Origin of the sequence: Bacteroides sp. An322 (assembly GCF_002161765.1) — a bacterium.
Classification (GTDB): domain Bacteria; phylum Bacteroidota; class Bacteroidia; order Bacteroidales; family Bacteroidaceae; genus Phocaeicola; species Phocaeicola merdavium.
Window position 1 is genome coordinate 1 of the sequence record NZ_NFIN01000002.1, and the last position, 21,332, is coordinate 21,332.

Below are 21,332 nucleotides of genomic sequence, written 5' to 3' on the forward strand. Positions count from 1 at the left end.
CTTAGCAGCATATGGCTTTTCTTGCAAATTTAGTGGCTTTCATTCCATTAGAAAAGCTGCACCATCGGACTTAACAGATTTTAGTACATTTATCACCACACAGAGTAATGAATAGTGGGAGATGTATTCTTCGTTATTAACTTTTAATTATTAACTATTAACTAAATATCGTGATTCCTCATCCGATACTCCGCCAATTCCTCATACTTGGTTCCCGGACGTCCGTAGTTGCAATACGGATAGATGGAAATGCCCCCGCGCGGAGTAAAGATACCCGTCACTTCGATGTATTTCGGATCCATTAGGCGGATAAGGTCTTTCATGATGATGTTTACGCAATCTTCGTGGAAATCCCCGTGATTGCGGAAGCTGAAGAGATACAGCTTTAAGCTTTTGCTTTCCACCATTTTCACATCGGGCAGGTAGCTGATGCGGATTTCCGCAAAATCAGGCTGGCCCGTAATAGGGCAAAGGCTGGTGAATTCAGGACAATTAAAGCGCACCCAATAATCGTTTTCGGGATGCTTGTTGGTGAATGCTTCTAATACTTCGGGGGCATAGTCCTGCCGGTAGGCGGTGGTCTTGCCCAAGATAGTCAGTTCGTCTTTTCTTTCCATGTTCAATTTGCTAATGTATGTGATTTTTTCACCACAGATTACACAGATTTTTAAATTAAAAATATGAATGTTCGTATTTCATTAAATTACCTGTAGGGGCGTATTGTATACGCCCCGAAAACATCCACTTGTATAATTAGTGCATTCGGGCGTATGCAATACGCCCCTACATTGACTTTTTGCGGATATTCATATTAAAATTGAGAATTGAAAATTAAAAGTTAGAATGCCGCACGGATAACTTTTAATTTTTAACTATTCATTTTTAATTGGTTCAAGTATTTCTCTAATCCTTCGCGGCGCAATTTGCAGGCGGGGCAATGTCCGCATCCGTCTCCGGGGATTCCGTTGTAGCATGTCAGGGTTTCGTGGCGCACTAAGTCGAGCACGCCCAGTTCGTCCGCCAATGCCCATGTCTGCGCTTTGTCTATCCACATCAAGGGGGTATGGATAACGAATTGCTCGTCCATGGCGAGGTTGAGCGTGACGTTGAGCGATTTGATGAACGAATCCCTGCAATCGGGATAGCCGCTGAAGTCGGTCTGCGATACGCCCGTCACGAGATGCCGGATGCCTCGTTCGCGGGCATATACGGCGGCGATGCTCAAGAAGAACAGGTTGCGCCCGGGTACGAACGTGTTCGGGAAGGTGTCTTCGGGTTTCGTTTCGTCCATCGGAATGGAAGTGTCGGTGAGCGAGTTTTTGCCCAGTTGCCCGATAAGAGGCACGTCCATCACATCGAAATGCACTTCCGCCTTTCGTGCGATTTCGCGTGCGATTTCCACTTCCTTCACGTGTTTTTGCCCGTAGAGGAAACTGAGTGCATACACTTCCTCGAAATGTTTCTTTGCCCAAAACAGGCAGGTGGTAGAGTCTTGCCCCCCACTGAATACGACTAATGCTTTGTTTGGATTCATGTTCGTTGATTTTTATTTCAACGCAGAGACGCAAAATCGCGGAGAATATCTTTTTAAGGAGTTAAATAAATATAAGAACTCTGCGCTTTTGCGTCTCTGCGTTCAATTATATAAATTCAGATTTCCTTAATCCGGAGAATATTATAGGAGATGCCTTCATCGAATACGTCGGTATGGTCTATCCGCTTGATGTAGCGCACCACACGCACGGTGACGGGCAACACGATGATTTCGTATGCCGTTTTGAGCACAACCTGCACCAGCATCATCTTGCCTAATTCATTCACAGGCATCAGCCCGCCGAATGCTAACGGGAAGAAGATGAGCGAGTCGGCACTTTCGCCCAGCACGGTAGAGAAGATAGCACGCATCGAAAAATGCTTGCCTCCCGATGCTATCTTCATGCGGCTCATCACGTAAGCATTGATGAACGAACCAGCCAAAAAAGCTAACAGGCTGGCTATGGCGATGCGGGGAGCCATGCCGAACACGAAGTTGAACCCTTCTTCGCCTTCCCAAAACGGAGCGGCGGGGAGTGCCACGGCAAGCTGGCCCATGGCTACGGTCATGAAGTTCATCGCGAAGCCCAGCCATATAATAAGGCGCGCCTTGCGGAAGCCCCACACTTCGGCGATGCAATCGTTGATGATGTAAGAGATAGGGAAGACAATCAGCCCTGCGGTGACCGCTACGGGACCTGCCTGAATGACTTTGGTTTCTAAGAGGTTTGCTGCTACGAGGCAGACACAAAACACGATGCCCAAAACCATAAAGGGCACCGATACGAGGTTTTCTTGTTTCATTTTGCTCCTGTTTTTTACGTGGTTGTCCTAGAATACACGGGTTTTGGGTGCAAAATTACGTATTATTTGCCGATTCGCCAAGAAAACTTTATCTTTGTACGTCACTTTTTTATTGCTTAACTATGGCAAAGAACAATCTTTTGACGGAAGAACTGAATTACATCGGGGGGAGCAAGACTCCTACACATCTGCATCTGTGCACTTATACACCTACGGCGGTGGAAAGCCACGACGGTGACACGATAGACGACATACTGCCCCATTTCAAGTCGGGAGCGATGCACTGGATTCAGGTGCACGGGCTGAAGGATACAGAGGAGGTACGGAAGGTGTGCCAGCATTTCAATATCGGTTTCCTCACCGAGCAGGACATCCTCAATTCGCTTCACCTCACTAAGATAGAAGAACACGATGCTTACAATGTCGTTATCCTGAAGTTGCTTTCCCCCTCCGGAGAAAGCAACGAATACCAGCCCCAGCAGCTTTGCGTGGTGCAAGGCGAAAACTATTTGCTTACCTTCACCGAAAACGACACCGACTTCTTCGATGAAATTTATACGGCAATAAAAGACAATGTGCTGAACATCCGCTCCCGTTCGTCCGATTTCTTGTTAAGCGTTATCTTGAATAGCGTAATGACCAACTTCATGTCCATCATTTCCGAAATGGAAGACCGGTTGGAGGATTTAGAAGAGAGGCTGCTCTCGCCTGAAATGGAAGACCCTACGATAGGCGACCTTCACGCATACCGCCGCAATTACCGCCTGATAAAGAAATGTGTCCTTCCCTTAAAAGAACAGATAACAAAGCTTTTCCATTCGGGGAACAGCCGCCTGCTCCACAAGGCAAACCATCCTTTCTTCAGCGATGTGAACGACCACTTGCAGTTCGTCCTTCAGACTTTGGAAGGATGCCGGGACCTCTTGGAGGCATTGGTCGACATGATTCTTTCGGGGAACGACCGCCGGATGAACGGCATCATGAAGCAACTCACCGTAGTGTCCACCATCTTTATTCCGCTTACCTTTTTGTCAGGGATTTGGGGAATGAACTTCCGTGTGATGCCCGAATTGGAGTGGGAGTACGGTTACCTCTACGCCTGGGGGCTGATGTTGATGACGGCGGTAGGTGTATGCATATATATCCGGCGGAAGAAGTGGTACTGAATGAGTTAATGTTTTAATAAAAGAAAGCGTATGAGAAAGAAAGAATTATATCAGCAGGTAATTGCCTATTTTGAGCAGGCGATGCCCGTGGCAGAGACCGAACTCCATTACGACGACCCGTTCCAACTGCTCGTAGCGGTTATCCTCAGTGCGCAATGCACCGACAAGCGCGTCAATCTGATTACCCCGCCCTTGTTCCGTGATTATCCCACGCCCGAAGCGATGGCTTCCGCCACGCCCGAAGTGATTTACGAATACATTCGCAGCGTGAGCTATCCCAACAACAAGGCACGCCACCTTGTAGGCGCGGCGCAGATGCTAGTGCGCGATTACGGAGGGCAGGTGCCCGATACGTTGGAAGAACTGGTGAAGCTCCCCGGTGTAGGACGGAAGACAGCAAACGTAGTCCAAAGCGTGGTGTTCCATAAAGCCACAATGGCGGTCGACACTCACGTGTTCCGCGTAAGCCACCGCATCGGGCTCGTGCCCCCTTCCTGTACTACCCCGCTCGCCACCGAGCGTGAGCTGGTGAAGAATATTCCCGAACAGCTGATACCGAAAGCCCACCATTGGCTCATCCTTCACGGTCGTTACGTTTGCACGGCGCGCAATCCCAAATGTACCGAATGCGGGTTGAACGGCATCTGCACCTTCTCCGGTGCCATTTCGTCCATCGGGTTCCCAGTCAAATAAACAGAATAGTCAATCATAGTCTTAGTTTAGTTAATAGTTAATAATTAATAGTTCTCTCTCGTTTGTCATCCTGAGCAAAGTGAAGGATCTCGTTTACATCCACGTGTATGCATTCGAGATGCTTCACTCCGTTCAGCATGACAATGGTTGGTAAATGAAAATTTTCATAACGCAAATTTACGCATTCCGCTCCGCATGGCAATGGATTTGAAACGGGTGGATGTAAAAATCTGTTAACGGATTGGGTGATATTTACATGTTTTCATGCTAACCTGCTGAATATATGTTGTTTACAAATAGAATCAATGTATTGTTAAGGTATTTGTTTCTGTTTTCCTGTTTTGCTAACTGTAATCTGTAAGGCGTAAGACAAAATTTTAGTGCAGGTCTGCTTCATTAGGAAAAGACACACGGAAATCTTACGCCTTACAGATTACAGTTTAGTAAATTCGATTTTCATCATTTGGCAATGGAGAACTTACTAAAAATTATTATATATATATTTATATATATAATATATTATATGTAATATTTTTTCATCCGTCAATTTTGCATTTTTCATAAACTGTAATCTGTAAGGCGTAAGATTTCTATAAAAAGTGCATATAAATACATGAACTGACTCGGATATTTGCGTATGCCTTCGAAAATAATTGCGCCGCGCAAACCGATGCGTCAGGGTATTGCATAATTCAAAACTTTTTCGTACTTTTGTAAGGTAAACCAAAAACTAATGCTATGACACTATCCGACCAATTCCTGACTCTTATCGCTTTTCCGTTTTGCTTTGTAATCCAGTTAGTTACAATAGATAAGGTAGTTTCAAACTACCTCATCTCCGGAGATGATATAATTTCAAATTATCCCATCGGATGGAGGGGTGTAAGTTTGGCTAACACCCCTTCGGGAGATAACCTCGTTCCTTGTCACCCTGGCTTGCAATCTAGCGTAAACGAGCTGCGGATTTGCAATCATGAGTGGTCGGAAGATTTGATAAAGGCGGTGAAAACCGTCCAACAATATGTAACCGTAGGTTCGCTCGCTTACCAGCGGTTACGTATCATTGAGCCTCTTCAAGGCTCTGTTTATGATAAAGCGTATCCGACAAAATCTTTTCAACCACTCATGATTGCAAATCCGGCGAATAAAATCATCTGTGTAAATCTGTGTTTCCTCTGTGTCTTCTGTGTGCCATAATATAAGCTATGTTAAAAGCAGGGTTTTCAAAAAAGAAAACTTTCGGAATGTTTGGATATTAATAAGGTTTTGTATACCAGTGTGTTGTGATTTTGTTTTGGAAAACTTTCTTTTTTGTTTTGTAGATTGAAAAAACATCTTTAGCTTTGTATCGCTTTATGAACGGCTAAAGATTTTAATCAAAAAATACTCATTAATCGTGGAAAAACAAACGTACAGTTACGACGAAGCGTATGATGCCTCGTTGGATTATTTTAAAGGAGACGAGCTTGCTGCCCGCGTATGGGTGAACAAGTATGCGGTGAAAGATTCTTTCGGGCATATCTATGAAAAGTCTCCGGAGGACATGCACTGGCGCATTGCAAACGAAGTGGCTCGCATCGAAGCCAAGTATCCGAACGGATTGAGCGCACAGGAGTTGTTCGGCCTGTTCGACCATTTCAAGTACATCATTCCGCAGGGGAGTCCGATGACGGGCATCGGGAATGACTATCAGATTGCTTCTTTGTCGAATTGTTTCGTTATCGGGCTGGATGGGGAAGCCGATTCGTATGGTGCCATTATCCGTATCGACGAAGAGCAGGTGCAGCTGATGAAACGCCGGGGCGGGGTAGGGCACGACCTTTCCCACATCCGTCCGAAAGGTTCGCCGGTAAAGAACTCGGCGTTGACTTCTACGGGTTTGGTTCCGTTTATGGAGCGTTACTCCAACTCTACCCGTGAGGTGGCTCAAGACGGACGCCGCGGGGCGTTGATGATGACGGTGTCTATCAAACATCCCGACTCGGAAGCGTTCATCGACGCCAAGATGACCGAGGGGAAGGTGACCGGAGCCAATGTGTCGGTGAAGATAGACGATGAGTTTATGCGGGCAGCCGTAGAGAACCGTCCGTATATGCAGCAGTTCCCGATTGACTCGGCAGACCCGAAAGTGAAGAAGGAAATCGACGCTTCGGCTTTGTGGAAGAAGATTGTACACAACGCGTGGAAGTCGGCAGAGCCGGGCGTGCTGTTCTGGGATACGATTATCCACGAGTCGGTGCCCGATTGTTATGCCGATTTGGGTTTCCGCACCGTATCTACCAACCCGTGTGGCGAGATTCCTTTGTGTCCGTACGATTCGTGCCGCTTGCTTGCCATCAACCTGTATTCATACGTGGTCAATCCGTTTACGCCCGAAGCGTATTTCGACTTCGACTTGTTCAAGAAGCATGTCGGGCTTGCCCAGCGGATTATGGACGACATCATCGACCTCGAACTGGAGAAGATTGAAAAAATCATGGAGAAGATTGATTCCGACCCCGAAAGCGAGGAAGTGAAAGGGACGGAACGCCACTTGTGGGAAAAGATTTACCGCAAGTCGGGCATGGGACGCCGCACCGGTGTGGGCATCACCGCCGAGGGTGACATGTTAGCTGCCATGGGATTGCGTTACGGGACAGAAGAAGCCACCGAGTTTGCTGAACAGGTACAGAAAACCATTGCGTTGGAAGCCTACCGTTCTTCGGTCAATATGGCGAAAGAACGCGGCGCATTCGAGATATATGATACGGAACGCGAAAAGAACAATCCGTTCGTGAGCCGCATCCGTGAAGCCGACCCGGAACTTTACGAGGAGATGAAGAAATACGGACGCCGCAACATCGCGTGTCTGACTATTGCTCCTACGGGTACGACCAGCCTGATGACACAGACCACGTCGGGCATCGAGCCGGTATTTATGCCGGTCTATAAACGCCGCCGCAAGGTGAACCCGAATGACGAGAATGTGCGTATCGACTTCGTGGACGAGACGGGCGACGCTTTCGAAGAATACTTGGTGTTCCACCATAAGTTCCTGACGTGGATGAAAATGAACGGTTACGACCCCGATAAGCATTATACGCAAGAAGAGATTGACGAATTAGTGGCGAAATCTCCTTATTATAAAGCAACTTCGAACGATGTAGACTGGCTGATGAAGGTGAAGATGCAAGGACGCATCCAGAAGTGGGTAGACCATTCGATTAGCGTGACCATTAACCTGCCGAACAACGTGGATGAGGATTTGGTGAACCGCCTGTATGTAGAGGCATGGCGTTCGGGCTGCAAGGGATGTACGGTGTACCGCGACGGTTCGCGTGCCGGCGTGCTGCTCTCCGCCAAGAAGAAAGACGATAAGAAAGAAGAAGAGGAATGCCATTGCAAGCCGCCTCAAGTAACCGAAGTACGTCCCCGCGTGTTGGAAGCCGACGTGGTGCGTTTCCAGAACAACAAAGACAAGTGGGTGGCATTTGTCGGTTTGCTTGATGGGTATCCGTATGAAATCTTTACCGGTTTGCAGGATGACGATGAAGGCATCGTGCTTCCGAAGTCGGTCACTCGTGGGCGCATCATCAAGAACTATGACGAGAACGGTGTGAAGCGTTACGATTTCCAGTTTGAGAACAAACGTGGCTATAAGATGACGGTAGAAGGCTTGTCCGAGCGTTTCAATAAAGAATATTGGAATTATGCGAAGCTGATATCGGGCGTGTTGCGTTACCGGATGCCGATTGAGCAGGTAATCAAGTTGGTCAATTCGCTCCAGCTGGATAGTGAGAATATCAATACGTGGAAGAATGGTGTGTCGCGCGCGTTGAAGAAATATGTATTGGACGGTACCGAAGCCAAAGGCGTGAAATGTCCGAATTGCGGCAATGAGACGTTGGTTTATCAGGAAGGTTGCCTGATATGCAAGACGTGCGGCTCTTCGCGTTGCGGATAAGAGATAATAAAAACGCAGAGACGCAAAAGCGCAGAGGAATAATTTAATATGAATGTTTGCATTTCACACAATTGGCTTTTGCGTCTCTTCGTTCGATAAATGAAAACACCCAGAAAATGAAACCTACTCAGATGTATGTCCGCTTGGACGGATTAAGATTTTATGCCCGCCACGGCGTTTTGCCTCAAGAAACGAAGGTCGGCGCGGAATTTACCGTAGATTTGCGCCTTGCTGCTGATTTCTCTTGTGCCGCGGAGACGGACGAATTGGAAGGCACGCTCAATTACGCGGAAGTGTTCGAGCGCGTAAAGGCAGAAATGGAGATTCCTTCCAAGCTATTGGAACATGTCGCTTACCGTATCGCCCGAAGGCTCCTTCACGATTTTCCGGCTTTGACCGAAGTGCAAGTCGGTGTCTATAAGCAGAATCCGCCGATGGGCGCCGATGCCCGAAGAGTCGGGGTTGAGGCGGTGTATCGGCGGTAATCTCTTATTCTGCAATGCTGACTTCTAACGGATTGCGCACTTGTTGGCTGAATGATTTCAGGTAATCGGTCCAGTCTTTATCACTGGGGAAGCCGTATTTGCTCCAGCCCGACCCCCAATAATAAACAAAGGTGTCATTGGGTTGATACGTACAGACTCCCAATACGTGTCCTAAAGCGTCTCCTATGGGCTTATCGAAAAGCTGCACTTTGGTTTCGAGGTCTGAGTCGGGGAATACGGCTCCTACGTAAACAATGCCGTTATCCGCTTTGGCATCGGTGGTAGGGTCTGCATACGCCGTGTAGCCTTCTTCTGCGCTATGGGAATAGCCTTCCGGGTTAGCCGCATGGATGACCAGTCCGCCCGTTACGGGAGTGGGTTGGGATAAGTTGGCGTAAGTTACGATTGTCTTGTTCAGTTGCGAGCCTTTATCCAACTGGATGATGCGGGTTTCGATGACATTCGAATCGTTTTTGATGATTAACGGGTTAAAGGTAAGTTTCATGGTGAAACGCAAAGGGCCGTTATCCAGTATTTCATATTCTTTGTAGCAATACGGATAAACGATGCTGGAATCCGGCATCAGGGCAGATGTTCCTCCTCCCAATGTAGGTCCTACGGCATAGCAATCCATACCGTTGCCGTGATCTACGTGATAGGAAATCTTGTTTATCAGTTCGTTTGCTTCTTTTTTCTTGCCTGCTTTCTGCAGAGCGTGGATTTGTGCCCAAGACGCAGAATCCAGTTCCAATGCATAGCGGTCTTCTACGACTAAGTTTTCGGTGCTTTTGGTGAAAACATCATACCCGTATGCTTTTTCTCCGGTCTTTTGCAGAGCAGGACCATAAGCGCGGTAAGCCGCCCGGTCGTTTTCCCAAGCGATGTCGTCCAGTCTTTCCGGATATTGGCGTCCAAATACGGTTGTAGTCACTTGCGAAGGTGTTCCTTGCTGTATCGTATAATTGCAGGATGCATTTGCGCTTACCGAAGCCGGGAAAATAAGTTGGTCATCGTAAGTCAATTGATAGGGGATTTCTTGTGCCTGTTCATTGTAAATGACAAGCTGGGCTGTATCGGGCAGATGGAGCCGCTGGTAGATTTGGGTAATAGGTATTTCTACCATTTCACCTGCACGGTTAAAGTCAAGAAGGTTGGTTACGGTTATTGTTACCGATTCGGGATTTCCGCATCCGCATAAGCAAATGGCGGCGCATGTTGTTGCGGCAAAGATTGTTTTTTTCATACGTTTTGTTTTTATTTCGGGTTAGATAAATTCTTATGATAAGGCAAAGATAGTCTTTTGGAAGGATTGTGCAACCGATTTGACCCGAAAAAATAGTTGTTCTGAATCGTTTTCTTCAATGTGCATTTATTTCTTGCTTCGCAGGATAAAAAAACATCTTTCTATTGAGTAAATGCCGTCTCTTATCCGTATCTTAGTGTAAAAATAAAAACGAATGTTGTTATGAAAATGAGATTTTGGTATATGATTCTTTTGTGGACGGGCATTTGCTTATCCGCAATGGGACAGACAGAAGGCTTGCCGCAAGGGCATCCCCGATACTTGACGAATGCCGATGGCAAGCAAGAGACATTAAGATTGATAAAGGAAGAAGCGTGGGCACAAGATGTGTTCGATAAATTGAAACAACGTACCGACCGCTATGCCGACCGGGGCGAAGACTGGCTGTCCTCGCGCTTGCAGATGTATTGGAACACCCGTGCTACGGAGGTATATATAAAAGGAGAGGTGTACGACCACGCGGGAGGTGAAGCCGCTCCGGCTCCTACGGTGGTGTTTACCGGCGCACGGAGCCATGCCACTAATTACCGCCGCCCGAAGTTAGAGGAATTGCAGCCCTATCAGGAAGACCCGAAGGGGATGTATCTGGCAAATTCGGCTTTGGAAGGCAATCCCTACGAATGGGTGAGCATCGGTAAGACAGGGCGGATGATAGAGAGCATCAACCGGGAGATAATGGGCTATGCACGCGATGCCGCTTTCTTGTGGTGGCTGACCGGCGAGGAGAAATACGCCCGCATGGCGGCATCGGTGTTCGATACGTATATGACGGGGATTTATTACCGGAACGTGCCGGTGGACTTGAACAACGGGCACCAGCAGACATTGGTCGGCATGACTTCGTTCGAGGTCATTCACGAAGACATCTTGAATGAATTAGTCCCCTTGTATGATTTCCTTTATGATTACGTGAAGCAATCCCGTCCCGAAAAGATGCCGGTTTATGCCGCGGCATTCAAGAAATGGATAGAGAACATTATCGCCAACGGTGTGCCTCATAATAATTGGAACTTGATTCAGGCACGTTTCATCATGAACGTAGCAATGATATTGGAAGACGATGCCGCTTATCCCGACCGGAAGGGGAGGGAGTATTACATCGACTATGTGGTGAACCAATCTTCCCTCCGCCAGTGGTCATTGAAGCAATTGGCGGATTACGGCTTCGATTCCGATACGGGGATTTGGGCGGAATGTCCGGGATATAGCATGAACGTAGTGGGCGATTATGTATCGTTCGCCAATCTGTTCGACCGTAATTTGAAGATGGATTTGACCAAGCAGATACCGGTTATCCCGAAAGCCGTGGAAGCCTTGCCTCAATACCTGTTCCCCAACCGGATGCTTTGCGGATGGGGCGACACGCATCCCGGAGCGTTGCGCACTGATGTGTTCCGATATCTGATTTATAATGCACAATTGTATGGCAAGAAAGCCGAGGAGGAGAAATTCACGGCAATGCTCCGCTTGTTTGACCCGTTGGCAGGGCAAATGCGGGAAGGCACGCAGAAGATGCCCGTAGCCGTTACTTCCTTTTTTGCCGACAAGCCTTTAGAGTTAGACAAGTCTGTGAAAGCAGGGAAGATAGATGATTATGTGACTCCTACGTTTTATGCGCCCAATGTCAGCTGGCTGGTGCAACGCAACGGGATGCATCCGGAACATAGCCTGATGGCATCGGTGAACGGGAGTGAGGGCAATCATGCCCACGCCAACGGCATCAGCCTGGAATTGTATGGCAAAGGCTATGTATTGGGTCCCGATGCCGGAATCGGGAAGACGCTTTATCAAGGATTGGATTACTTGGAGTATTATAGCCAGTTCCCTTCACACAACACGGTATGCGTGGACGGCATCTCGTCGTATCCCGTGATGAAGAGCAACCATGCTTTCCGCTTGCTGAACCTTTATCCCGCTTCAGGGGCAAAGGTGGATTACCAGCCGGTGAGTTATAGCAATGTCTATTTCCGCGAGCCCGAGACCTATGCCGACCAAACTCGTTTGGTAAGTATCGTCAATACCGGTGATTCTACGGGCTATTACATCGATGTGTTCCGTAGCCGGAAGATAGAAGGAGGCGACAAGATGCACGATTATTTCTATCACAATTTGGGTCAGACGATGGCATTGGACGTTTCGGACGGAAGTAAGCTCGATTTGCAACCTACGCAGGAACTGGCGTTTGCCGGAGCGCATTTGTATGCCTACTCCTATATCTATAACCAGCGCGGTGCGGAAACCGCCAAGGACATCAAGGCGGATTTCACGATCCAAATGCCTGATAGCGACCATATCACGATGTCGATGTGGATGAAGGGAGAGCCGGACCGTAAGGTGTTTTCTGCCCTTAGTCCGATGACCGAAGGCTTGAGCCGCATCAAGCAGATGCCTTACGTGATAGCCGACCAGCCTACGCTGACTTTCATAGCCCGTCAGAGCGGAGAGGCATGGAACCGTCCGTTCGTGTCGGTTTTCGAGCCTCATACGGCAAAAAGTGCTCCTTCCCGCATCAGGTCCGTATCCTTCCCGCAGGTTTCCGCCGATAAGGAAGGAAGCCATGCAGGCATCCGAGTGGAACAAACGGATGGGGCTATCGACCTTATCCTTTCGTCCGACCAATCGGACGCGCAATGTTCAGCGGAAGGTTTATCTGCCAAAGCCACGTATGCGCTAAGCCGGGAGAAAGCGGGCGAGGTAATAATGGCATTCATGGGTGGAGGCACTTTGCTGGAAACGGGAAACATCCGCATTCAGTCGGAAGAACCCGCCGATGTTTTGTTGGTTAAGGATGCGGACGGCTGGCATTACACCGCTTCTTGTCCGTGTGTGGTATCGGTAGACGGGAATGTTTCCCATTTGAGTATTGCACAAATAAAAACGCCTCTAATGTTTTCAAGGTAAAAAAGATATTACTATTTTTGTTCGCCTTAAATTTTTCGGTGTATCTGAATAAGACAAATGAGAGAACAAATAAAGACAATAATCGTAATGGTGGGCATCCTGTTGCTGGCGGTCTTGCAAGCGGCGGGTATGCCTTCTTTGCATAATTTCCGTAGCTTGTCGGTTTCCGACGGGTTGTCCGATTTGGTGGTGAACGCTTGCTACAAAGACCGGCAAGGCTTTGTGTGGTTCGGGACGAATGTTTCGCTCGAACGGTTCGACGGTGTCCGGCTGAAGCATTACCTGATAAAGGGAAAGAGTGAAAACCTGAAGCGGGTGTATGCCATTGCCGAAACGCAAGGAAACGAACTATGGGTTGGTGCCGATGTAGGCTTGTTGCGCTTGGATAAGGCTTCCGACCAGTTAGTGGCAATAGACCCGACTCAGATAGATACGCCGGTATATTGCTTGCTCTCGGACGGGAAAGAGACGTTGTACATCGGTACACGGAAAGGCCTGTTCATCTATCAGGCGGGTAAGTTGGAGCATCTTTTGCCCGATAAGAATGTGTTTTCGCAATGGAATGAAGTGCGGGGATTAAATCAAGACGCCAATGGACGCTTGTGGATGACTACTTCCAAGGGTGTGGTTAGAGTGGAGCTTGCAAATAAAAAGGTGGAAACCTATCCTTACCGCAGTCCGCTTTATTCGGTGACGAGTGTGGGCGATACTTTGTATGCGGGAACGATGAACGAAGGCATTGTGGCGTTCGATATGCGGACGGCTGAGTTCCGTAACTATGTAGATGTGGGTTGTTCGGTCATTTCTTCGCTTTCCACCGACGGTAAAGACCTGCTCTATGTGGGCACCGATGGCAACGGTGTGCATATCGTTTCGGTAAGTCAAGGCAAAGTGATAAAGTCTTTCCGTCACGAGACCGGAAACGGGTCGAGCATCCGTTCCAATTCGGTTTATTCGTTGCTGGTAGACCGTGACGGGCTGATGTGGATTGGTTTTTATCAGTTGGGGGTAGACTATACCTTATACAAAAGCGGGTTATTTACTACTTATAAATACCCTCCGGTATTTGATACGCAAGATATGCCCGTCCGTACCATTGCTTTCCACGGTGAGGAGAAGTTGATTGGCTCGCGTGACGGATTGTATTTTATCAATCAAGGCAAGAAGATATTCCAAAGTTTTCACCGCCTTCGTGCCAATATGATTATTTCTAGTTGTTATTTCGAGGGGAAATATTACATCGGGACCTATGGGGGAGGTATGTATGCCTTCAATCCGGAAACGCTGGAGTTGAGTGATTTTGACCCGAATACCCGCAATCCGTTTCTTTCAGGACATATCTTTTGCATTCGTGCCGATGCAGAGGGAAACTTGTGGATAGGCACGTCGGCAGGGCTTTTCCGGTACCGTGGCGGGAAACAGGAGGCTCATTACACCAGTGCCAACTCGAAACTGCCCGAAGGCAACATCTACGAAATCTTCTTCGACTCTTCCCGCAAAGGCTGGATATGTACGGAAAAAGGTCTTTGCATTTGGGACGCTTCTTCCGAAAGCATTAAGTCGGACGTCTTCCCCGAAGGGTTTATTCATAAAGAAAAAGTAAGGGTGGTGTACGAAGATTCCCGGCATAATTTGTATTTTTTGCCCGAAAAGGGAACGTTGTTCGTATCCGACCTTTCCATGAGCCGGTTTAACCGCTATAGCCATGCGTTGCTTCAGGACAAGGCGTTGATGTCTATCATAGAAGATAACGAAGGGTGGTTGTGGCTCACTACGAACAACGGTATTTACCGGTATGACAAAAAGGATGTCGTGATGCCTTATAACCTGACGGACGGTATTCTCAGCCCTATCTTCATCAATTGTTTCCCTGTAAAAGATGAGCAAGGGGTGCTTTGGTTCGGTAATTCAAAAGGCTTGGTTTACTTGGATATCCGTCAAATCAAGGCGTTGCAGAAGCCGCCTTACAAGTTGGCGATATCAGATGTATGGGTAAATGGGAAACCGGTCGCTTCGGAAGTATGGAATACGGGACGACCGGATGAAGTGCGTTTGGATGAGGCGCAAACGAGTTTAACCATCCAATTTTCGGCATTGAATTATACCGACCCTTCCAATATGTTTTATGAATACAAATTAGAAGGGGCGGAAGACGACTGGAATCCGTTGATTGGCAAGTCGTTTGTTTCTTTCTACAATTTGCCTTCGGGTGATTATACGTTCCGGGTGCGGAGCATCGGTTTGCCCGATACCGAAACCGTGCTTGCGCTTCAGATTGGTTCGCCGATAGGAGCGTGGCTCTATACGGTAGTGTGTTTGGGCATATTGATAGTGGGAGGCGGAACCAGTTTTCATCTATGGCGGAAAAGGAAATTGCGTTCTTTGCCTATAGCCGTCCAGCCGGTGCTGGAACATGTCGTGCCGGATGCGGATAATCGGGAAGTGCTTCAAAGTATCATGGACGGTTCGTTGGGGGCTGAGATGCCTTTATTAGCCGACGAGGAGGAAGAAACGAAAGAGGAAAAAGAAAAGTATAAAGCCTCTAAGGTCAGTACGGAAGAGTGCCGCCGGATACAAAAAATGTTGGAAGACGCCATGCGGAAAGCAAAACCTTACCGCAATCCCGACTTGAAGATAGCCGACTTGGCAACGTTGACGGGAGTGACTTCGCATGCGCTTTCTTATTTCTTTAACCAATACTTGAAAAAGAGCTATTACGATTACATCAACGAATACCGGGTGGAAGAGTTCAAACGGCTGGTCGTTGATGAACAATATGCCAAATATACCTTAGAGGCATTGGCGGAAGTGTGCGGCTTCAGTTCGCGTGCCTCTTTCTTCCGTTCCTTTAAGAAGGTGGCGGGCATTACTCCAAATGAATACATCAAGCAGCTCAGCCGATAAGCATTTTTTCCGAAGATAACTGCATGTAAAATACGATTAGTAATCGTATCGCGTGACGATTACTAATCGTACAGCTGAACGATTACTAATCGTACCGGCGTAGCAGTTATATTGCATTTGCAAATACTATTATATTTATTGGGTAGATGAACGGTATTTCTATGTCATCTGTATGCGGTAGGAATCGTCTTTGTTTAGTAAAGATGCGGATAAAGCTGCCCTTAGCGTATCATCCAATTATTTGAGACTCGATGTAACGGCTTTGTAATTCGTTGGTAATAGGAACGTTACGATTTATCTTGTCTAACCCTATCCGTTGAGATAGCTTGACCCTTAAAAAATTTTTGCTTTTCTTATCTCTGCCTTACTTTTGCGGTGTAATCATTAAACCAAAACACTAATGGCATGGAAAACCGTACTGAAAAATCTGACAGGCTAATAGCAGAATATTATGAAGAGCACCGCTCCTCTATATTCTTCTATATCTACCGACGCATCAATGATGAAGGTGATGCGGAAGACCTGGTTCAAGACGCTTTTTTACGATTGTTAGAGTATCGAATGATGATCCGCCGCGACACCTTAAAGTATTTCCTTTTTACGATAGTGCGGAATCTGTTGAACGACTACCTGCGTCGTTATTATAAAAGGCAGGAAATCGATAGGTATTTATATGATATGCTCCCGGTATCGACCGTAGAGCCTGAGAGCCGGATTGTGGCGGACGACCTTCGCCGGATGGAAATCCGAAGGGTGTCCGCGCTTCCGGAACAGAGACGTAAGGTTTATGAGATGAACCGTTTTCAGGGTAAGTCATCAGAAGACATTGCAGAAGAATTGAACCTTTCCCGCCGTACGGTAGAGAACCATTTGTTCATCAGCCGGAAGGAAGTGCGAGAGTTTATCCGTCAGTGTATCTGATAACTGGCAATTAGATAGATGTGACAACACTATACTTTAAATTTAATTATATGAATATGTGTAATATGATGAGAAAAAGTTCATGGAAATCGGCTTTGGTGAAAGGATGTTTTGCCATGGTTGTTTTAGGAGCTTTGTCTATTGGGGCAACTTCCTGTTTAGATGAAGCAGACGAACGGGTCGAGATTGACAATTCAGCTCCAGCCCAAGTGACGAATGTACAGACTTCAGCCGGACCGGGCGAAGTGTATTTGACATGGAATATTCCTCAAAGTTCCAGTTTTATGTACACTAAGATTGAATATCTGGATGCAAAAGGTGAGATGCAGTATCAGATTATTTCGAAAGAGCGGGCGGATGCCAACGGACGGTGTAACGCTACTGTTAGTGGATTCGTTTCTACCGACCCTGTTAAGTTTTCGCTCTACGCATGTGCCGTAAAAGGGAATAACGTAGGTGCGGTCGAACTGGAAGCCTCACCGGGCGCGCCTGCCTTTACCGCTGTAGCGGAAAGCGTGACGGTAGAACCCGATGAAGGCGGAATCTTAGTGAATTACAGCAACGAGTTCAGCGTTTCTGCATTTATCCAGATAGACTATCAGGCGGCGGGTGACGCTTCGAAGGCTGGAAGCAAAAGCTTCGAAGTGGCAGCTAATTCAACCGGAAGCCAATGGGTACAGCTTTCGTATGGCAATGAATTTATTGCGGGAGAAGCATGCACTATCAGCGTAAGAGGGAAAGACGTTGCGGGCAATATGTCTGAAGCGCGTGAAATGACGGTGACCCCTATTCCGGTAGTGAAGGTAGACAGGACGGCATGGGCATTTCCCGGTTACGATGATAATTCCGACTCGGAAACAATCGGCTATAGTTCGCAGGAAACGAAAGGTGAAGGCGGAGGCAAGTCGCCCGCAGGACGTGTAATCGCCATGATAGACGGTGATGTGAATACATTCTGGCACGCGACATGGAAGAGTCAGGGCACCAAATATCCGCATTGGTTCATTTTGGATATGGGTAAAAATGTAAAAGTCAGCAGCATCGAATTACTCCGCCGTCAAGGCAAGGACGGGGCAAAATGCCAGACCGGACAACAGTTCTATCTTTGTTCAGAAGAAAACGCAACCAATCCGACTGCTCCTGATACTTGGGCATGGGATGACCGTGGTGCTTATGCTTTCGATGCCAATAGCGAAACCCCGCAGGCTTACCGTATGACCGGAACTCCGAGTGTACGTTACATCAAGGTATATTTCGGTGAGCAATATAAAGGAACGGGCGATCAAGCCATGCTGGCTGAAATCAACGTATATACAGTAGAATAAAAAAGTCTAATACCAAAACATATACAATATGAAGAAAAAAGTAATACTTGCGGCAGTATTATGCCTGACGGTTTCCTTGCCTTCGGCTTATGCTGCAAAAGAAGCAGGTTCCGATGCTGTGCAGCGCGTCCAGCAAAACGGAAAAAGAATCACCGGTAAGGTGATTGATAATACCGGAGAACCGGTTATAGGTGCCAGTGTTACGGTGAAAGGCACTACAAACGGTACCATTACGGATATGGACGGAAACTTTACGTTAGACAATGCTTCGGGCACTTTGGTGGTTTCGTTTATCGGGTATAGTCCAGTGGAAGTGAACATCGGAGGAAAGACTTCATTTACCGTTACGTTGCGTGAAGACGATGAGTTGCTCGATGAAGTGGTCGTAGTAGGTTATGGTGTGCAGAAAAAGGCGTCACTTACCAGTGCCATCAGCCAAGTGCGTGGTGAAGAAGTGTTCGCCAACCGTGGTATCACCAATGCCACAACGGCCCTGCAAGGTGAAGTGCCGGGACTGACCATTACCCGTTCTTCTTCCCGTCCGGGTAGTGAAGGAGCGGCGATGAAGATACGTGGCGATATTTCTATCAATGGAGACGGTTCGCCTTTGGTTCTTATCGATGGAATGGCAGGCTCATTGGATGACCTGAACGCAATGAACCCGAACGACATCGAGAATATCTCTGTATTGAAGGATGCTTCGGCTGCTATTTACGGTGCCCGTTCGGCAAACGGTGTCGTATTGGTCACTACAAAACGCGGAAAGAAAGGCAAGGCGCAAATTACCTATAACGGTTCGGTGAGCCGTACGATTACGGGTATCGAGACTCCGTACACCAACAACTTCGAATGGCTGGATATGTTCTTCGAGGCGCAGTACTGGGATACGGCTTGCAACCCTAACTACAAAGACCCGCGCGAGATTTACCAGAACATCAACTGGTGGATTTTCAACAATGCCGACAACGGAGGTACGGCAATCGACGGACATCTGTCGCCGGGCGGTGTCCCGACATTCTACCGGGGTGCTAATCTGTTCAATGCCATGCGTGACGGTGAAGTGCTGACACTTGATAACGGAACATTTGTTGAACGCTGGGACCCTTACGTCTATTTGGAAGACGAAATGTACGGACAAGCGACATCCAACAAACATGCCCTCACAATTTCCGGAGCTGATGACAAGTTCGGATATTATGCGTCGTTGAGTTACTCGAACGAACAATCGCAGTTGAAGATAGCCGATGACGGACAAAAGAAATACGGCGCACGCTTGAATATGGATTATCAGGCTACCGATTTCTTGAAATTCGAGACGGGTATGTCGTATGACAAGCAAGACATTTCTACCCCGTCGAGCGGTGTGGGTGAAGGTTATATGGACGCTTGGTTCTGGCCGGTCTATAACGTAAACGGCGACCCGTTGGATGTATTCTCTGGTAACCGGAATCCGATTGGCAAGATTCTTGAGGGTGGACGGATAAACAATACATTTAGTAATTTCCGTGGGAATGCACGGGCTATCCTTGATTTGTCGAAATGGGTAACTGAAGGACTGAAGTTTTCGGTGAACGGAAACTATAAGATGGCAAGAAGAGAGAAGCAGGAAGTGAAAACCCCTGTCAGTTTCTACGATTGGTCGGGTACGCAGGTGATGGGTACGTTCCAGTCGCCGGGCTCGTTGAAAGAGGAAATCCAACGCTGGGAGAACTTCAACGTGGGGGCACAGATTGACTATAACCGCACGTTTGCCGATGTGCATACGGTTTCTGCCATGCTCGGTATGACCGCCGAACAAGAGACATGGAAAAAGGTGATAGCAGCCCGCAATCAAGGCGAAGTTTATCCGGGCTCCGGACTGAACGATTTGAATGTGTGGGTAAATGGAAATAATAATACAGCCGAAGGAGGACAGACCTCATGGAGTTTCGTTTCTTATTTAGCCCGTTTGAACTATGTGTACGATGACAAATATTCGATAGAGTTCTTAGGACGCCGAGACGGTTCTTCCCGTCTTGCTGCACAACAACGCTGGAAAAACTTCTACTCGGTATCGGGCTTCTGGAGAATTTCACGTGAAAATTTCCTGAAAGACCTGAACTGGTTGAGTGATTTGAAAGTGCGTTACAATTACGGTAAGACAGGTAGTGTAACCGGTATCGGTGAATACGAACGTTTCGCCTTGATTAAGACCGGCAACGCTTTTTTCGGAAGAGGCGATGCGACTCAGTACACTTCGATGTGGCTTGATGGCATCCGCTCGGATGACCGCACGTGGGAAACTATCTTCAGCCATAACATTGGTGTGGATTGGGCTTTCTTAAATAACCGGTTGAGAGGTTCTTTCGATTACTTCATCAAAACGAACGATAACATGTTCATCCCGGTTACTTTCCCCGCTGTATTGGGTGCCAGTGCCCCACTGAGCAACAACGGTAAATTGCGCACGAAAGGTTGGGAAATCACGGCAGGATGGTCCGACCAAGTGAACGGTTGGAAGTATAGCATCAGCGGTTCGTTGTCTGACGCATCGACTGAATTGATGGAAATGGCAGGCAATACCAATATCCCGGTGGCTGGTTATAACAATAGCAACAACCGTTTGATAGGCAAGCCGCTGAACTCTATCTATGTCTATCAGACCGACGGTCTGTTCCAGACACAGGAAGAAGTGGACGCTTACTACGAAATGTTCTATTGGAATGCAGATCATACAGGTCCGAAACCTAATAATATCCTGCCGGCTCCTTCGGAGACAGGAACCAATACCCTTCGTCCGGGTGCACGCCGTTACGTAGACCGTGACGGTGACGGAGCCATTACACAATACGACTTGTATTACATCGGTGATGCCGCTCCCCGTCTGACTTTCGGATTGAAAGGTACATTGGAATGGAAAGGCTTCGACCTTTCGGTATTCTTCCAAGGCGTGGGCAAGCAGATGTTGCTGAGAACCGGTAACACGTATGCGCCGTTCGTTACCAACTACGTGCGCCAGAACCGCAATTTCTTGGGCAAGACTTGGTCACCCGACCATACGGATGCCGAATACCCGATTTTGTCGCGTGACCAGAACTTCAATAAATTCAACTACAACAATGTAGATGCCAGTGTGCAGAAGAACCGCTACATCCGTCTGAAATCGCTGATTGTGGGATATACCTTGCCGCAGAAATGGACAACGAAAGCGGGTATTAATCGGTTGAGAGTGTATTTCTCGGGTGATGACTTGTGGGAATGGACCAGCGTAAACGACGGTTTCGACCCCGAACGCGGCGAAGCTTCGAACAACGGTTTCCCCTTCAGCCGTCTGCTGACATTCGGTGTAGACGTTACTTTCTAATTAACAACAAC

14 protein-coding genes are annotated in these 21,332 nt (G+C 47.7%); 10 read left to right on the top strand and 4 right to left on the bottom strand.

Translation table 11 applies throughout. The features are described from left to right. Window positions 1-161: 161 nt before the first annotated feature. From queF to B5F91_RS01145, 3 genes are all read right to left on the bottom strand, one after another. A complete protein-coding gene (gene queF / locus B5F91_RS01135; protein WP_087427283.1) occupies window positions 162-617 on the bottom strand; it encodes a preQ(1) synthase in 456 nt (151 codons plus the stop codon). A 251-nt stretch (window positions 618-868) separates the two neighbouring features. Beyond that, window positions 869-1,534 carry a 7-cyano-7-deazaguanine synthase QueC gene (gene queC, locus B5F91_RS01140; protein WP_087427284.1) on the bottom strand — a complete coding sequence of 222 codons (666 nt, stop codon included), beginning with the start codon at window positions 1,532-1,534 and terminating at the stop codon, window positions 869-871. Between the two features lie 116 nt (window positions 1,535-1,650). Continuing rightward, window positions 1,651-2,337: a queuosine precursor transporter gene (locus B5F91_RS01145; protein ID WP_087427285.1), complete on the bottom strand. Its 687-nt coding sequence runs from the start codon at window positions 2,335-2,337 to the stop codon at window positions 1,651-1,653. Between the two features lie 122 nt (window positions 2,338-2,459). Here B5F91_RS01145 and corA point away from each other — a divergent pair, with 122 nt between their 5' ends. From corA to folB, 5 genes are all read left to right on the top strand, one after another. Further along, window positions 2,460-3,503 (top strand): magnesium/cobalt transporter CorA, encoded by a 1,044-nt coding sequence (corA, locus tag B5F91_RS01150; protein ID WP_087427286.1) that lies wholly within the window; start codon window positions 2,460-2,462, stop codon window positions 3,501-3,503. 30 nt (window positions 3,504-3,533) lie between these two features. Then, the gene (gene nth / locus B5F91_RS01155; RefSeq protein WP_087427287.1) at window positions 3,534-4,196 is read left to right on the top strand and encodes an endonuclease III; all 663 of its coding nucleotides are present in this window, start codon (window positions 3,534-3,536) and stop codon (window positions 4,194-4,196) included. Window positions 4,197-4,934: 738 nt separating this feature from the next. Further along, a complete protein-coding gene (locus B5F91_RS01160; RefSeq protein ID WP_087427288.1) occupies window positions 4,935-5,393 on the top strand; it encodes a hypothetical protein in 459 nt (152 codons plus the stop codon). Window positions 5,394-5,592: 199 nt separating this feature from the next. Next, entirely contained in the window at window positions 5,593-8,139 is a 2,547-nt protein-coding gene (locus B5F91_RS01165; RefSeq protein ID WP_087427289.1) for an adenosylcobalamin-dependent ribonucleoside-diphosphate reductase, read from the top strand. 116 nt (window positions 8,140-8,255) lie between these two features. Next, complete coding sequence (folB, locus tag B5F91_RS01170; protein ID WP_087427290.1) at window positions 8,256-8,624, top strand: dihydroneopterin aldolase; 369 nt, start codon at window positions 8,256-8,258, stop codon at window positions 8,622-8,624. A gap of 4 nt (window positions 8,625-8,628) precedes the next feature. Here the strand turns inward: folB and B5F91_RS01175 are convergent, their stop codons facing one another. Continuing rightward, a complete protein-coding gene (locus B5F91_RS01175; RefSeq protein WP_087427291.1) occupies window positions 8,629-9,867 on the bottom strand; it encodes a DUF4861 domain-containing protein in 1,239 nt (412 codons plus the stop codon). A gap of 243 nt (window positions 9,868-10,110) precedes the next feature. Here B5F91_RS01175 and B5F91_RS01180 point away from each other — a divergent pair, with 243 nt between their 5' ends. The 5 genes from B5F91_RS01180 to B5F91_RS01200 all read left to right on the top strand — a co-directional run bounded on the left by B5F91_RS01180 (window position 10,111) and on the right by B5F91_RS01200 (window position 21,321). After that, window positions 10,111-12,828, top strand: coding sequence for a heparinase II/III family protein (locus B5F91_RS01180; RefSeq protein ID WP_239416168.1), 2,718 nt, complete (start codon window positions 10,111-10,113; stop codon window positions 12,826-12,828). A 57-nt stretch (window positions 12,829-12,885) separates the two neighbouring features. Further along, window positions 12,886-15,732, top strand: a complete 2,847-nt coding sequence (locus B5F91_RS01185; RefSeq protein ID WP_204244649.1) for a two-component regulator propeller domain-containing protein — start codon at window positions 12,886-12,888, stop codon at window positions 15,730-15,732. A gap of 405 nt (window positions 15,733-16,137) precedes the next feature. Further along, window positions 16,138-16,653: a sigma-70 family RNA polymerase sigma factor gene (locus B5F91_RS01190; RefSeq protein ID WP_087427292.1), complete on the top strand. Its 516-nt coding sequence runs from the start codon at window positions 16,138-16,140 to the stop codon at window positions 16,651-16,653. A 65-nt stretch (window positions 16,654-16,718) separates the two neighbouring features. Then, complete coding sequence (locus tag B5F91_RS01195; RefSeq protein ID WP_239416126.1) at window positions 16,719-17,978, top strand: DUF4959 domain-containing protein; 1,260 nt, start codon at window positions 16,719-16,721, stop codon at window positions 17,976-17,978. Between the two features lie 28 nt (window positions 17,979-18,006). Continuing rightward, complete coding sequence (locus B5F91_RS01200) at window positions 18,007-21,321, top strand: TonB-dependent receptor (protein ID WP_087427293.1); 3,315 nt, start codon at window positions 18,007-18,009, stop codon at window positions 21,319-21,321. Window positions 21,322-21,332 lie beyond the last annotated feature (11 nt).